We start from the raw sequence: 15217 nt of genomic DNA, 5'->3' as shown, positions 1-15217 counted from the left end.
CTTGATGGTGATATCATGGTAAAATTAAGTGAAGAGATGAAAACTGCTTTTTCGAAGGTAAAGATCTTTCCCGTAGCTACGGCCTCAAAAGAAGGAGTTCCGAATGTGGTGCCTATAGGGTTCTGCCAGCTTGTAGATGATGAGACAATCTGGATAGCAGATAACTTCATGGCCAAATCCCTGGCAAACCTTAAGGAAAATCCAAATGTGGCAATATATGTTTGGGGACCAGACACCGGTGGTTGCTTCCAGATAAAAGGTAAAGCCGAAATTATCAGTTCCGGAGAAAAATTTGAAAAAATGAAAGCAATTGTGAATGCGGCAAAACCTGGACTTCCTGCAAAGAACCTCATAGAAGTAAGGATTAGCGACGTATTCCAGTGTGCTCCCGGCCCTGACGCAGGAAAGAAGTTACTTTAATCAAGTTTAACCATATCTTATCAGTATAATATCTGGATAAGCACCCATAAGTAGCCGGATAGAAAGAATAAATTATGGCTGGGAAGTGTCGAAATGGTTGAAAATAAGGAAAAAGCCCCTGTTTTTTGTGAAAAGTTCTGTATAGTCTGCAAGGGTGCAAGAGAAGGAAACAAAATTTGCAAGGCTATCCAGAATATTGAGTTGAAAATCTTTGGGAAAAACGGCTGTATCTGGGGAGCCGCAAGGACAAAATATTACGGAGTCACTCCTGATAAAAAACTCCCTGTTAATTCAAATATAAATGAACAAAAACAGAACGGCAGAAGGAAATAAGGAACAGGGGATAAAATCCAGTACTATAAAAGGATATGGTGCACTTAATCTCTGATAGTAACAAATTAAGAGAATAAGTACCTGGAAATCAGGCAAAGTTAACTGAATAGAATTGAGACAGGTAATCCATTCTTTCCTGTTCCCACTTACTCTCTTTCGTTTTTTTTGAGAATTTCTTTTATTAATATTACTTTTAATCTGTAAATAGCGATAAGTTTTCTATCAATTGTTTTCATAGGCAAATTTGTTAATGCCCTGATTTTACTGTACAAGATTGTCTGACAAAATAGTCAGGATATAAAGATCTAAGAAGAAATATCGCAAACATAAAATTACATGAAAGAATCCTTGAAACGAAGATTTACCAGGAAGGATTTCCGGAAATATAAAATTACATGAAAGAATCCCGGAAACAAAGATTTACCAGAAAGAATCCGAAAATAAAAATTTACCAGAAAGGATTCCAGAAAAAAGTTACAAAGAAGGAAGGATCTCCGAATTATGTCTGTACTGAGCATTGTTGCTTGCGGGATGCTCGAAGACGAGCTTGTACATGTATTATCAAAAGACCGTGATTTACAGCAGCTAATCGTTGTGGAAAACCGGGAGAGCTCAGGTTTCCTCCGTAAGCTCAGACTGAGAAATTGCAACCCAAGGACAGCTTTTTTGGATCGAGTCCCAATGCTCCTGAAAGGCCGCTCTAACCCTGGTTTCATAGTTCCTTCAAGGTTTCTTTCAAGCCTTCCGATCCTCAAAAAGTTTTGTAAGAGGAGGAAACTCCGGAAAGATATAAGCGTTGTTGTAAATCTATTAAGTTTGAGCCTGCATACCGACCTTGAGATTTTAAAGGCTGAAGTTTACAGAAATATCTATGAGATGGCGTCCTTTTCGGACAGAATCCTGGTTTTTTATGGAGTCTGCGGGCACGCACTTGGAAAACTGGAAGAGGATTTATCGGATCTGGAATGCCCACTTTTCTTTCTGAAAGACAAAAATGGAGAAATTATAGAAGACTGCATCAGTCTGGCACTGGGAGGAAACAAAGCTTATGCCAGGACCATGACCAAATTCCAGGGCATGGGAACGATCTACCTGACCCCAATGTGGGCTTCTAGCTGGAAGAAGCTGGGAAATGAAAAAAGTAACCGGGACTTCAATAAGCATTATCTAAAAAATCCACTCTACTGCCTGGCTGCAAAAATCGATGGTGGACTTGTAGATGAGCAGGAGTTCAATTCAAATGTTAAAGAATTTGCCTGCACCTTTGATATGAAAGTTGTGAATCTCAAAGGAAGTCTGGAGATTACCGAACAGTCCTACTTGAATGCCCGAAACGGTGCAACTGAAAAACAATAAAGAAGCTGATTTAAGCTTTTATTGGAAACCTATTCGTTTATTTTATCCCTATAGTTAGAATCCCATGATAAAAAGGAAAAACAAGCTTTAACTGACTTTTAACTCTGTCTAACATCTACTAAAATTTATATACTTTCTCACCTTTTTAATATCAATAATATATTACTTTCAAACTAATTCTTTTAATAAATTTTTGGGGTGTCTGGAATCGATATTAGTAAAAAGGTTCTTTTAATAACTTTCTTAATTTTTGGTGTTCTCACAGTTGTATTTACACTCACTCATAATATGCAACTTTCCAATTTTTTAGAGCTTGAAAAAGTGGACACCGCGGATAATGTAGAAAGGGTGCAAAATGCCATTTCAACCGAGCAGGGATATCTTAATCGGACAGTACAGGATTGGGCTTGCTGGGATGATGCTTACCGTTTTGTTGAAGACAAGAATCAGAATTATACAGATGTAAATCTTCAGAATCAAACTCTTACAGGAATTAAGGTTAATGTGATGATTTTTGTAGATAAATCCGAATCTGTTGTCTATGCAAAATCAGTAGATATTTATACTGGAGAGGAAAAACCGGTTCCGGAAAAGCTTCTTAGAATGGTCGAAGACGGAACTCTTCTTTCAAAATCCGAAAACGACAGGAAAAGCGGTTTCGTTTTGCTTGACGAAAATCCTATGTTTATTGCCTGTCATCCGATCCTTACGACAAAATATAATGGACCTATGAAGGGCACCTTGATTTTTGGGAGATACTTTGACGACATACTTCTTAACTCTTTCAAAGAATCTACCCGTTCTTCTCTTTTAATGTATACAGTCAATGAAGATTTGCCTCTTGATTTCCAGACCAAGTTAAAAAGTATTTCAGAGAATCCAGACATAACTATTGTCGAACCCCTTAGCGAAAATACCGTAGCTGGATATTTTGAATTGCTAGACGTATCAGGCAAGCCCGCTCTTATTATGAGGGCGGATTTTCCAAGAGAACTCTATGAGTACGGCGAAAAAACCCTGGATAATATGTATTTCTTCCTTTTGCTAACTGCTATCATGACCGGGGTAGGGGTTAAATTTGTGTTTGATAGGTTATTTATCTCAAGGTTAATCAGAATTGATAATTTCGTTACCAAAGTCAGGTCGGAAAAGGATCTTTCCAGAAGATTGCCTCTTAAAGACGACGATGAACTTTACCGTCTTTCAAAGGAAATAAACGGAATGTTAAATGAAATTGATCTTGCACAGCAAGAATTAAAGGCACAGGAAAGAGAAAAGAAAGTCCTGCTTGATTCTCTGAATGAACTGGTTATTTTCGTAAACCCTCAACTTTATATTATCTGGGCGAACAAAGCTGCCCTGGAATTTATGAAGATAGATCTTCAAAAAGCAGTGGGTCTACGCCTTAATGATACCCTTGATATAAGTATCCCGTTATCCTATTCCCTGGATCTTGAACAGGTTTTTATGACAGGCAATAAAAAATCAGGAGAATTTTCTGGGAAAGATGACAGAGTCTGGATTGTTCAGGCAATCCCTGTAACTGAAGAGGGTGGAAAGATCATAGGAGTCCTCGAAATGTGTAGGGACATTACGGAAAGTAAAGCCGCAGAAACCCTTCTTCAGGAAAAACAAATCGCAGAAGCCGCAAACCGTACCAAGAGCGAATTTTTGGCAAATATGAGCCACGAGCTGAGAACCCCACTTAACTCTATTATAGGGTTTGCTGACCTTCTTTATGAACAGGTGTACGGCGAATTGAATGAAAGACAGCTAAAATCCGTAGGGAACATCTCGAAAAGTGGAAAACACCTTCTGAATCTGATAAATGGCATCCTGGATCTCTCTAAAATAGAAGCTGGAAAAATGGAGCTCAGTTATAAACAGTTTGAGCTTGCCAGTAAACTTAACATAATAAAAAATCTTCTGTCTCCTATAGCCGATCGAAAAAATGTTCAAATTGAAATCAGCATAGATAGCAGCCTTTCCAGTATATATGCTGATGAAGCCCGCTTCGTTCAGATTATGTACAACCTTGTAGACAACGCTATAAAATTCTCCTATGAAAACGGGCTTGTAAAAATAGAGGCAAGAAAAAAGGGAGATTTGGTAGAAATAACCGTCACGGATACAGGAATTGGAATTAAACCCGAGGACCAGAGTAAACTTTTCAAGCCTTTCAGCCAGGTTGATTCCTTTTTGTCCAAACAATTCCAGGGAACCGGACTGGGGCTTTCGCTGGTTAAGCAGATTGTACAGTTACATGGCGGAGATATCTGGTTCAGGAGTAAGCCTGGAGAAGGAAGCACCTTTGCTTTCGTGATTCCGATAGAATGTATTAAAGTCGAAAATGGAACTACCAGATCAGATAGTAAAGTACAGGGGTGAAAGATTAAGCGGTGGAAACAGATAAAAAACTGAAAAAGATAAGAAAGCTGAGAATATAAAAAAGAGGAAAATATAAAAATTTGATTTTGCCAGATAGCGAACTCAGACATCTGCAAGAGCTTGAACTCGGCTACTTCAATTTAAAGTTAAAAAACAGGTTCTTCAACTTTCTGGCCTAAATCCTGACTGAAATCAGCACATAGACTGATAGTTTCGATTTCGGCTTTCTGCAAACTCAGCAATTCTTCCAGCAAAAAAGTTGCATACTTATTTTTTCCGCGCCTGTATTCTTTTAATTGATCGTAATCAAAGCAGAGATTATCATAGCTAGTTACATGCCTTAACCATTCTATTGGAATTTCAAGGCTTGACAAAAGCGGGATGGCAGTTTCAAAATAAAGCCTGCAAGCTTTTTTTCTTGACAGTTTACACCAGTTATCCATTGTAAAATTTATTTTATTATCTTCAAGCGTGAGGACTAAAGGATAGATTTTACAGAATATAGGCTTAAAATCCCTGCACTTACATTCTTCATTTTCTTCACATAAAAAGGGGCACAACTTTCCTAATTTTAATACATATATTAAAGTTCCGTCATCCATTTCCACAGCATCAAGGTAGCGAATTTTAAATTCCGAAACGTTTATACCCATTTTTTCTGCCATATACTCTTCTTCCCCAGGCAACAGAGTTCCTATTTTATTATGCTCGCACGCTCCACCACATTCACTGCAGATTTCAAAAGTATTTTGATTACTTCCACTGAATATCTTGTGAAAGTTTTCATACGCTTGCATTGGTATTTTCGTATATAACACCTAAAAACCTCTTTATATTCCTTTATACTTTTTCATTTTATTTTCCTGAAATCAACCTGTAAACCCACTCCTATGGTATTACCATTGAATATATTTTTTATAAGTGCTATATACATGTATTCCTGATTGTGCTTCCTATTTCTGAAACTAAAATATAAAAATCTGATTATACTTTAAAAGACTAATTCTGAAATATCCATCTTACGAAAAAAATAAATACTATAAAAGTTTTGCAAGATATCTCCAATTTTCAGGAGAAATTATATAAGAAAATATATTAAGTTTAACTTTAAATAAGTGAGAATTGGGACCTCTACAAACCAGTAAAAACAAGGAGAAATCTTTGGAATATCTGTAATATATTAGCGAAAGTTGTCTAGTTCTTGATAATATCTATCAAATTAAAACCTGCTGAATATAGAAGAAATGACTTCAATAAAAGAAATTCTTTGATCCCAGAAAGACATCTGGAGCTCAAAAGTGAAGTAGGGAAAGGAAATACCTCTGTTTTTTTGTTTTCCTTAAAGTCAGGAATGAAAATCTCTGAGGTTTTTCTTCCCCTCTCTTACTAAGTAACAATTTCTCAAGGATTTAAAGCACTTGATAATTCTACGAAGGTTGGAAATACCTTACCTGACGAGTATTCGGTCCGGATTACTCCGTCTGCTCGTTTCAGAACACTGGAGCATCTCCGTTCTGTTTTTCTAGATAACTTTCCGGTTGCTCGTTCCAGAACGCTGGAACATCTCCATTCTGCTTTCCTACTTCCATAAAGTACTTGTTATTGTAATAACACCAGACTTTTACAGCCGGATATGTGCTTTCCATGTACTCGTCATAATTGATTTCTGATACGTCCGCAGATACTATAGAGCAGTTGTCATCATCGTAGTATGGTCCTTCAGTGGGGTCAAGCGGGAACCATTCCCCATCTTCATAAACTTCTACCCAGGCGTGCCCACCACTGACATTTCCAAAATATACTTTTCCTATAGCTACACGCACGGTACTTTCATTATAGTCTCCCGAAGCAATTAGGAGGGATGCAAGAGTATTTGCCTGTTCTTCACAATCACTGACAGGCTCTCCATAATCAGGATTGCTGGAATAAGTAGGGGTTTCGTCAAGAAACTCTGTTGGAGTAAGCCATTTTTCATCTACACCGTTCAGGGTTTCATCGGATACCCAGGTCCACGATAAAGCGGCTTGATATATCTCGTACTTATCGTCAAGGTCATTTTCTTCAAGGTAAGAGGTTACAGCATCTGCGTATGGGGTAACACGAGATTGATAGTAAGAAGTGTTTTGCTGCGTTATGTATTGTTCGTCCAGAAAACTCCTGGACCTCATGTCAGGAGATATCCCTTTTGAAGGTATTTCTCTGGAAACAGCCGGAGGTAACTGTTGAGGTCTTTCGTTATTATAAGTGGGTTGGAAATTTTGTGGCATATTTCTGTTTCTTTTTCCAGGAGACACAGAAGATCTTGAATTCAAGTTTTGAAACTCATGGACTCCACTATCTATATTACTTACGAAACTGCAGTACTGAACCTCAAGATTATGAGGTTCAACAAATAACCAATCTAGAGTACTCCTGTATTCGGGGACGCTTCCGATTTCTACGTTTTTAGCGCTCGCACCAGTACAAAGAAATATAGCCAATATAAGGGCAACTGTAAAAATTAGATTAATTTTTCTCATTCAATCATCTACCAGTATGTTTTGCAATTTCCTTCATTTTTTCACACCGATTTTTTCTGTTCATGATTTAACATGTCTAAAAACCCCATTCTTAAACTCAGATTCTGAAGCTTTCTCATAATACTCATAAATTTTTTTCTTAGTGTAAAGCATATTTTTTCCGCTAATTTTCTATATAAATTAAGAATATCTGAATGGAAACAGTCGAAGAAAAATAAATACATCTTCGAAGTTTTATCAAGGTTAAAACGTGACTCTTCAACTAATCCAGAGTTTTCTCAAAGAAAGTCAGTGAGTCCAGCAACTTATTCAAACTTTTGATTATCGGTACTGAGATAACTGATAATCTATACCTTCTTTTTCTTCTTTGCTTCAAATTAAGCAGGAAATTAAGAAAGGGCTGATTTCCTTTCTTTTCTTTTTCGTTTCATTCGTACCTCAAAGCGTCTACTGGTTTTAACTTTGAAGCTCTGTACGCAGGGACCACTCCTGATATCACCCCTATTAAAACTGCCAGAAGAAGCCCAAAAGCCATCAGGTCAGGAGCAAGATATATGCCTGAAGAACCTGAACCTCTCCCTCTCATCATAGTCATGCCAAGCATAGGGAAAAGAGTTGAAACAAAAGCCCCCAGAATATCTCCAAGGATACCACCAACAAGGCCAACCATTGCGGAATTAAAGAGAAAAATCATAAGGATATCCCTGTTTTTTGCCCCAATGGCTTTCATAGTTCCGATCTCCTTTGTCTTTTCAAGGACAGATGTGAACATGGTATTGGCAATCCCAACGGCTCCTACAAGCAGGGATACGGCTGCAATAGCTCCAAGAAACAGAGTCATTGAACTCGTCATTTCGGTAACAGACTCAGCCATCGATTTAGAAGCTGTCACGGAAAAGTCTCTGTCATCTTCCTGAATAATGTGTCTTGAAACCATGAGCTTATCCACGATATTTTCCATCAGCTCATCAACCAGGTCTTCACTCTTTGCTTTCACCGTGATACTATCATAAACACCTTCTTCGGCGTCATCAAGCAGGTTTACTGCCCCATCGATCGGCATGTAAATGCTTCGGTCTCCACGTCCACCTTCTTCTTCCAGGATACCAACAACTCGCACGGCTTTAGCGTTTACAGTTATTACCTGGTTGACCCCAATTTCCTGGTCATAAACTCCACTTGCAACCCCGCTTCCTATAACCGCAACATATTTATCAGCCGGTTCAAGCAATCTTCCGGATTGTGTTTTCAGGGTAGTCATGTACTTCCAGACCTGAGGGTCCACACCTGTAATTGAGAGAGTTGCATTTTGCGCTGCGTAAATAACTGATTCGCTACCTGAGATCTGGCCAGCTATGTACTGTATCCCATCCAGACCCTGGAGAGCCTCGATGTCGTCATCTGTCAATTCAACATCTGTTGATGAACCTCTCATCCCAGAAGGGCCAGGCATGTTGGATGACGCTTTAGTATACCCTGGACTTATGGTTATTTTCGTCAGATCCATTTCGGCGAGCCTGCTCTGCACTTGCTCCTGCATAGCATCTCCAAGGGAGAGGATGCCGACAACAGATCCGATCCCTATAACTATTCCAATAATAGTCAGCCAGCTTCGGAGCTTGCTATGCACAAGCATGTTCAGACCCATTTTCAGGTAGGTTGATTGTCTCATCTCACATCCTTCCCTTTGCTACTGGGATTTTCGGTCAAGCCTTTTTTAAAAAGGCTTGTGCTTCTCATCTCGCATCCTTCCCTTTGTTACTGGGGTTTTCGGTCAAGCCTTTTTTAAAAAGGCTTGTGCTTCTCATCTTGCACCTTCCCGTTTTCTATGGAGATTTTCTTTTTAATCTCGAATAGTCCCTGAGCCGTGCTTCTGGTCTTCAGACTTTTTATTTCCGGATTCTTTCCCACTTTCTGCCTGTTTTTTTCTGCGGTAAATGAATAACCCTGCTACAGCAACCACTATTAAAACAATATAAACCAGATATGAACTGAAGCCACTGCTTTTACCTGCCGTTCCCGGTCTTCCTCGTCCCTGTGCAGTCACACTTCCGGCAGCTGTTTCGAGTTCGACTTCCTTATCAACCGTTACTCTTTCCCCTTTTGCATCCGTATACTCAATCTGGACTTTCAGGGGGTTTGAACCCGTGGAAGTTACATTTTTGCCTTTCTCACTTGCTCTTGCGACCCCTGTTGCTCCTCCACTTTCAACTCTATCAAGATTCTGTGTGTTCACAATATTGAAAGATGCAATTGTATAGTCCCCTTTCTCAAGGTTTCCAACAATTGTTGAAGAGCTCCCTGACACCCTGTGACCATCCTGATCAGGGACTGAAACTTTCACGGAATAAGCCATGTTGTTGCCCACATTTGCAACTGAAAGGGAAACCTCTCCCTGGTCACTTTCTGAAAAGGAAACATCAAAATCGGTTTTTCCACCAACAAAAAGTCCTGCTGTGGTCGCAATGCTTTTCTCATTTGAATTATAGTCTTCAAATTTGAGGTCTACGTCCAGAGTGTAGAGTCCAGGATCTGCGTTTACATCTGCCATTACCGAGTAAGATACGGTAACGGAGTCACCTGCGGCCAGATACTTGATGTACTTTGTGTTATCCGAATATACCGGCAGAATTACTCCTTTTGGGTCTTTCCAGGAAACTACCATATTTTTCAGGGGTGAATTTCCGGTATTTGTTATTATGAACTCCAGAGGTTCTTCCGTTGCCAGATCAATGCTTGCCTTATTTATGGTAACAATCTGTGCGTACTCTTTACCCCTTACCTCGAGCTGGATGGTTTTTGTAGTGGTAATCGTGTTTGATGAGGATCCGCTTTCTTTAGCAGTGGAGGTAATATCTACATCATATGTGCCTTCCGATGCATTTGCATCTGTCATAAGCTTGAATTTAAGAACTGCTGCATCGTCATCATCCTGTCGTGCATTCAGGTAGGAAACTTTTTTTGTGAGGTCTTCTCCAGAAACCTTACTGAAAGGATATTCAGGATTAACTGTAACAGCAATGTCTTTCAGGTCAGCGTTTCCTACATTTTGCACGCTGATAGTGAGTTCAACAGGTTCTCCCGGACGGGCAGCATCAGGGTTCTGTTTAGCCAGGTTTACTTCCAAAGATGCAGAATTTATATTCCCATTAGAGGCAAGTGCCGTTCCAGCCCCAAGGTATATGGACGTTGAAAACAGCAGTAAAAATATCAGTAAAGAGAACTTTTTCATTTTAATTCCTCAATTTAGATTTGCTTCATTTTTCGTACCTCGTTCATTTTTCATACTTTGTTCGTTTTTAGTATGTGTCTCGATTTTTTCAATCTCACCGTCTCGGATGTACACAACTCTTGTTGCATATTTTACAAGTTCAAGGTCATGGGTAACAATAATGATCGTCTTACCTTCACTTTTCTGCAGCCCGTCCAGGAAATCCAGTATATAGTCTCCTGTTTTACTGTCCAGGTTTCCTGTAGGTTCATCTGCCAGGATTATAGGCGGGTCTACAGCCAGGGAGCGAGCTATTGCAACTCTCTGTCTCTGCCCGCCTGAAAGCTGGGAAGGAAGGTTCTTTTTCTTATCGGAAAGTCCGACAATTTCAAGCAGGTATGAAGCTTTTTGTCGGGCCATTTGCCTATCTTCTTCCTGGAATTCCATAGGTAAAAGCACGTTTTCTTCTGTATTCAGGGTTGGAAGAAGGTTGAAGCTCTGGAATATAAAGCCAATCATCTGTCCTCTGACGACGGCAAGTTCGGATTCACTTAGTTCTGAGATGTCTTTAGAATTCAGGCAAACCGTGCCTTTTGATGGCATGTCAAGACAGCCCAGCAAATTCATCATGGTACTTTTGCCACTTCCACTGGGCCCGAGAATTATCAGAAATTCCCCTTCATAAATCTCAAGATTTATTCCCTTAAGGGCTGCAAACTCCACCTCCCCCATCTGGTAAATTTTCCAGACATCGGTCAGTTTGATAAGTGGAACCTCCATGTTCCTAGAGGCATTCCCTAACTCCAGACTTTTAGCAAGATTACGGGCTGGACTGCCGTATGGGCTGTTTTTCGTGACCTCCCCTGGACCATTTATTTCGGAGTCATTGTCCGATTCACCGTAGAAATCTGCTGCTTTCTCAAGTGACTTTAAAATATACGAGGCATTTAATTTCGTTTTAAATGTCTCTATAATCTTAGAAAGTGTCATACATACCCTCTAAACCATGCCCATACTTCGGATTACAGGATTAATTTTGATTTTGTTCGTATTCTGCCTGAAACATCGAATCGAAAGACTCAGTGTAATATTTATTATACTGTTGTTTAGTTTTTCTGTTATTTAATTGTCCGCCTCGAATTATAGGATTAGTAACATGTTAACAGCGATCTGCGTTTTTGAGGCACCTGCAAGATGCATAGTGCCTCCATATGGAGTAGGGGCTGATAGCCAATCCGTGTTTTTGAGGCACCTGCAAGATGCATAGTGCCTCATTTTCTGGAGTGTAGGTTTGACTGCTTCCTTCTATCGGCTTCTCAATAGGAGAACTTTTGCGTTGATCTAATGGTCGCTAAGAGTGGCGAGGTCTCTTGTTTCTATTTGCTTCTTTCCCATTGAGCCATGCAGGATTAAAGGCATCTGTCAAATGCAGATGCCTTACCTGTCAGTTTTTAGGAGAAGGCAGTCATCTCCTTCATTTGCATTTAATAATAAAAGCATACTTAGCAAAAATAGGAGACATAAGGAATTAATTTATCAATGAAGCTTTTTTATAAGTCATTTGTTAAATTTAATCTTTAATCATACTTAAAATAGAAAAGTAAATTTCAGTAAAGTATTATTTGCTAGGGAGTTTTCTCAAAAGATCTTCGGGCCTTCCATAGGAGCCGTTTCCTTCGACAAAAATAGGTTTTAGAGTATTGTCTTCCAGTGCTTTGATCCAGTTTCGGGATTTTACCTGACACTGAAAGGTAAGAATTCGCCAGAACTTATACGATTTTTTCATAAGTTTGTAAGCAGGACAACAGAACATGCTTGAAAATTGTAATAATACATTAAGATTTATTTGCAAAAGTTTAATATACGAAGACATAGCGAAAATAGTCGCTATGAAATCTTGGAGTTTTCGCATAAACTTCATTTTTCTATTTGCTTTCAAGATTTTCTTATAAAATATCACTTATTTTCATAATAATCATGAAGGCTTATTGAATAATATATAGTGTTCACTAATATGCTGTCTTCATTATTTTATCAACAGTAACAAGATAGAAGACTATATCAGGAAAAAGAATATTCATATATTTTTAACAGAAGTAATTCTGATTTTATCTCAATTATGGGAGCAATTCAACTTTTTAAAATTTTTTATTTGAATCTACTTATCTGGTTCTTATTACTTATGTAATTAACAAACAGAGGTTAAAAAGAGATAAATTACAAGATATGTTCAATAATTAAGCTTTATTTTGGAATATATAAGTTATTAAACTTTTAAATTAAAAGTAAGTTTTGATTTACCTTTTTTTTGCAAGTATTTTTATTTATTTTTCTGTCAATAAAGGGTAATGTACAGCAGTCACTGTAGGATAGCAGAACTGCTATGTTAAATGGTTCATGAAGCAAAAACCAATAAAGTGAAAATTAATCAAATGAACTGAAATTGATAATTTTACAAAATGTCGCTGTAAATATTAAAAAGGAGTGAGGAAATGAAAAAAACAAAACTTAACTATCTCGTAGACCTGGCATTTTTTGTTCAATTTGTCCTGGTCGGTTATTCAGGCCTTATAATGTATTTCAATCGCCATTCTGCAGGTCCGATCTTAAGATTGATCCACGATAAAGTTGGAATCCTAATGCTTCTCTTCTTTGTTGTTCATATTGCACTGCACTGGAAATGGATATTACTCACCACAAAGAGCTGTTTCAGAAAAGTAAAACAAAGCAAAAAGACGAGAAAAGTAAAACTCAACTATTTTGTGGATTTGGCATTATTCATTCAATTTGCTTTAGTGGGTTATTCAGGTTTTATAATGTATTTTAACCACCATGCAGCAGGTCAAATCTTGAGATTGATCCATGATAAAATTGGAATCCTGATGCTGTTTTTCTTTGTTGCCCACATTGCACTCCATTGGAGATGGATAGTGTTCACCACAAAGAATTTGTTCGGAAGACAAAGAGAAATGAAAGAGGGTGAAATTATCGAGGCAAACTATATGCCTGTGGACTAAGATCGGTAAAAATCTAAGGGTAAAAAAGAATTCGAGGGTAGGAAAATAGTTTAGGATAGGAAAGTGGTTTAGGGTAGGAAAATAGCATAGGATAGGAGTGGTTTAGAGTAGGAAAAAAAATTCTCATAGTTTTTTGAGAGTATTGTCCGACATGAAATGGTTCAGGCAACTGCCGGATAAGCCTAAGTCTCTGAGACCAATAAAAGGTAAACTTCTAGCTAAAGTTCCCTCTTTTCATGAAAACAAACATTACTGCAAAAATTATCAGGTAGTTAGCTGACTGGAGATGATGTTGATATTTTTTCTGCCAGCTTTTAAATACCTGGTTCACAACTTGAAAATCTCACTATCTATTATTCAAAATTCATACTCTATAGTCTAAAATCCGTTTCCCTGTATATTATCCCTTTTCTATTCCCTTCATATACGGTTTTATAGCTATACGGTTTTATAGCTATACGGTTTTATAACTATACGATTTTCAGGATATGCGATTTTGCTCCGTTTGCAGATAAAGGATTCCTCAAGGTCGGTTGTCATCTGTTTCGCCAGTCCAAAAGGAATACCCATTATCATTAATTCGGGAGGCAGCCAGGGGTTTCCTGTAGGATCTACAGGCCCGATATAAGCCGAATCTTTCGGTGCATTTTCTGCCATGCCTGCCGGGAAAGCGATCATTGTAGCGCAAATAGGTCCTCCGGGTATCACGGTTTTAAAAAAGGGCTCAGAGCTACTGAACTGTGCCAGCCCGCAGAGGTTCCTGATCTGCTCGCTGCCTGCAAAGACAATAAAAGACCTGACAATTTCAGGTGCCAGGTTGTGAGTACACGGAGCAATGACTGTGTATCTACCATGCGGAAGGATTTTTCCTGCTCGTTCTCTCTGTTCATCGAATAGCTCAGGGGTTGCCTTTAAATGCTCGGCAGCGCCTCCATGGAAGTCTGGGGTGCCCACAGTTACGAAGTACTTAAGTTTTGGATGCGGCTCGGCAAGTCCCATCCAGGCCATCCCACCGGCGCAACACTGTTCGTGTCCTGCCTCAACATATAGTGGAGGCGTCTCTTCAAAGAGAACTGAAGTGTAAATCGCCTTTGCTATACAGCGGTCTACTTTGTATGATGGGATTGCGCCCTCAGGGATTTCATCCGTACCGTAAACACATAATGGACGTAATTTCAACCTGCCAGCTTCAGTAAGCTTTTTTCCCAGTTCTTCAAGGCTTAACATAATGAATCCTCCATTAAATTAACTAACAATTTCTCTGAATAATTACTCTTTCAACCAGTCTTTTTCCATCCAGTAAGCGCAATTATGAGTCCACTGTTCTTTGTTGGCAAGAATGACATGCTTAAACCGTTTTCTCCAAGCTTTGTGCCTTGCTTCCTGTCCAGGTTATTGCCTTTTCTCTTTTATCGCTTTAACAAGATCTTTGCCTATTCCATGCGATTTTACAGTAGCTGCTTCCATTACCTCAGGCCCTTTAGCCACTGAACAGCCTATTCCCCTATAGTCTGGCCTCCATAATGTATTATAAAATAGTTATTATAAAATAGTCCATAATTCCAAGTACAAAGTCGAGTTCATCGTTGCCTGCGGTCGTCAGTGAAATGACTTATTTTCCATCAAATAATTGTTCATGAATAACAAGCGGGCTTCCATCAAACATTGTCTTGAGCTGGGCTGTTACGTTTTTGTTATATAGTTAGAGCTACTCAAAACTATGCCGTCAACAGCCAGGGTTTTTTTCAATACAATCTCACAGTCGTCTTTTATTGTGCACACCCCGGTATTATGACAGGAATTGCATGCAGTGCGGTATTCGATATTCATTTTGGCAATATCAATTGACTCGATGTCTGCTCCCTCTTCGGAGGCTCTATTCAGAGCGGCATTCGGTAGTTTTAAAGTATTGCTGTGTTTACCTCCTGAGCTTGACTGTATCCCGACTATTTTCATAAATTTCATCTCGGTTT

General features: G+C 38.8%; 12 protein-coding genes. 5 read left to right on the top strand and 7 right to left on the bottom strand.

Annotated elements, in window-relative coordinates; translation table 11 throughout:
• The first annotated feature begins 15 nt into the window (after positions 1–15).
• The 4 genes from MSBRW_RS09200 to MSBRW_RS09185 all read left to right on the top strand — a co-directional run bounded on the left by MSBRW_RS09200 (position 16) and on the right by MSBRW_RS09185 (position 4497).
• Positions 16–420, top strand: a complete 405-nt coding sequence (locus tag MSBRW_RS09200) for a pyridoxamine 5'-phosphate oxidase family protein (protein ID WP_011307938.1) — start codon at positions 16–18, stop codon at positions 418–420.
• A 93-nt stretch (positions 421–513) separates the two neighbouring features.
• Positions 514–753, top strand: coding sequence for a hypothetical protein (locus MSBRW_RS09195; RefSeq protein WP_011307939.1), 240 nt, complete (start codon positions 514–516; stop codon positions 751–753).
• A 501-nt stretch (positions 754–1254) separates the two neighbouring features.
• Positions 1255–2109 carry a DUF1638 domain-containing protein gene (locus tag MSBRW_RS09190; protein ID WP_011307940.1) on the top strand — a complete coding sequence of 285 codons (855 nt, stop codon included), beginning with the start codon at positions 1255–1257 and terminating at the stop codon, positions 2107–2109.
• 198 nt (positions 2110–2307) lie between these two features.
• Positions 2308–4497, top strand: coding sequence for a CHASE4 domain-containing protein (locus MSBRW_RS09185; RefSeq protein WP_011307941.1), 2190 nt, complete (start codon positions 2308–2310; stop codon positions 4495–4497).
• Positions 4498–4643: 146 nt separating this feature from the next.
• Here the strand turns inward: MSBRW_RS09185 and MSBRW_RS09180 are convergent, their stop codons facing one another.
• The 5 genes from MSBRW_RS09180 to MSBRW_RS09155 form a co-directional block, all read right to left on the bottom strand.
• Complete coding sequence (locus tag MSBRW_RS09180; RefSeq protein ID WP_011307942.1) at positions 4644–5315, bottom strand: YkgJ family cysteine cluster protein; 672 nt, start codon at positions 5313–5315, stop codon at positions 4644–4646.
• A 672-nt stretch (positions 5316–5987) separates the two neighbouring features.
• A complete protein-coding gene (locus MSBRW_RS09170) occupies positions 5988–7016 on the bottom strand; it encodes a transglutaminase-like domain-containing protein (RefSeq protein WP_052305916.1) in 1029 nt (342 codons plus the stop codon).
• A gap of 427 nt (positions 7017–7443) precedes the next feature.
• Positions 7444–8688: an ABC transporter permease gene (locus tag MSBRW_RS09165; protein WP_011307944.1), complete on the bottom strand. Its 1245-nt coding sequence runs from the start codon at positions 8686–8688 to the stop codon at positions 7444–7446.
• Positions 8689–8859: 171 nt separating this feature from the next.
• Complete coding sequence (locus tag MSBRW_RS09160) at positions 8860–10248, bottom strand: COG1361 S-layer family protein (protein ID WP_011307945.1); 1389 nt, start codon at positions 10246–10248, stop codon at positions 8860–8862.
• Positions 10249–10257: 9 nt separating this feature from the next.
• Positions 10258–11217, bottom strand: coding sequence for an ABC transporter ATP-binding protein (locus tag MSBRW_RS09155; protein WP_011307946.1), 960 nt, complete (start codon positions 11215–11217; stop codon positions 10258–10260).
• Positions 11218–12719: 1502 nt separating this feature from the next.
• On the opposite strand from MSBRW_RS09155, the gene MSBRW_RS09145 reads away from it, so the two are divergent.
• The gene (locus MSBRW_RS09145; protein WP_011307948.1) at positions 12720–13244 is read left to right on the top strand and encodes a DUF4405 domain-containing protein; all 525 of its coding nucleotides are present in this window, start codon (positions 12720–12722) and stop codon (positions 13242–13244) included.
• Positions 13245–13682: 438 nt separating this feature from the next.
• On the opposite strand, the gene MSBRW_RS09140 is transcribed toward MSBRW_RS09145, so the two are convergent.
• Together MSBRW_RS09140 and MSBRW_RS23380 are read right to left on the bottom strand one after the other, a co-directional pair.
• Positions 13683–14471, bottom strand: a complete 789-nt coding sequence (locus tag MSBRW_RS09140; RefSeq protein ID WP_011307949.1) for a DUF169 domain-containing protein — start codon at positions 14469–14471, stop codon at positions 13683–13685.
• Between the two features lie 456 nt (positions 14472–14927).
• The gene (locus MSBRW_RS23380) at positions 14928–15200 is read right to left on the bottom strand and encodes a flavodoxin family protein (RefSeq protein ID WP_230670051.1); all 273 of its coding nucleotides are present in this window, start codon (positions 15198–15200) and stop codon (positions 14928–14930) included.
• Positions 15201–15217: the final 17 nt, after the last annotated feature.

The organism is Methanosarcina barkeri str. Wiesmoor (assembly GCF_000969985.1).
Taxonomy (GTDB): domain Archaea; phylum Halobacteriota; class Methanosarcinia; order Methanosarcinales; family Methanosarcinaceae; genus Methanosarcina; species Methanosarcina barkeri_B.
The sequence above is the reverse complement of the archived record's forward strand: the minus strand, read 5'-3'. Positions and strand labels throughout refer to the sequence as shown.

What these genes read in the sequence shown, in the direction of transcription:
- MSBRW_RS23380 (WP_230670051.1), bottom strand. Translation starts at nt 15,200, where the DNA reads ATGAAAATAGTCGGGATACAGTCAAGCTCAGGAGGTAAACACAGCAAT.
- MSBRW_RS09165 (WP_011307944.1), bottom strand. Translation starts at nt 8,688, where the DNA reads ATGAGACAATCAACCTACCTGAAAATGGGTCTGAACATGCTTGTGCAT.
- MSBRW_RS09200 (WP_011307938.1), top strand. Translation starts at nt 16, where the DNA reads ATGGTAAAATTAAGTGAAGAGATGAAAACTGCTTTTTCGAAGGTAAAG.
- MSBRW_RS09195 (WP_011307939.1), top strand. Translation starts at nt 514, where the DNA reads ATGGTTGAAAATAAGGAAAAAGCCCCTGTTTTTTGTGAAAAGTTCTGT.
- MSBRW_RS09190 (WP_011307940.1), top strand. Translation starts at nt 1,255, where the DNA reads ATGTCTGTACTGAGCATTGTTGCTTGCGGGATGCTCGAAGACGAGCTT.
- MSBRW_RS09140 (WP_011307949.1), bottom strand. Translation starts at nt 14,471, where the DNA reads ATGTTAAGCCTTGAAGAACTGGGAAAAAAGCTTACTGAAGCTGGCAGG.
- MSBRW_RS09170 (WP_052305916.1), bottom strand. Translation starts at nt 7,016, where the DNA reads ATGAGAAAAATTAATCTAATTTTTACAGTTGCCCTTATATTGGCTATA.
- MSBRW_RS09160 (WP_011307945.1), bottom strand. Translation starts at nt 10,248, where the DNA reads ATGAAAAAGTTCTCTTTACTGATATTTTTACTGCTGTTTTCAACGTCC.
- MSBRW_RS09145 (WP_011307948.1), top strand. Translation starts at nt 12,720, where the DNA reads ATGAAAAAAACAAAACTTAACTATCTCGTAGACCTGGCATTTTTTGTT.
- MSBRW_RS09155 (WP_011307946.1), bottom strand. Translation starts at nt 11,217, where the DNA reads ATGACACTTTCTAAGATTATAGAGACATTTAAAACGAAATTAAATGCC.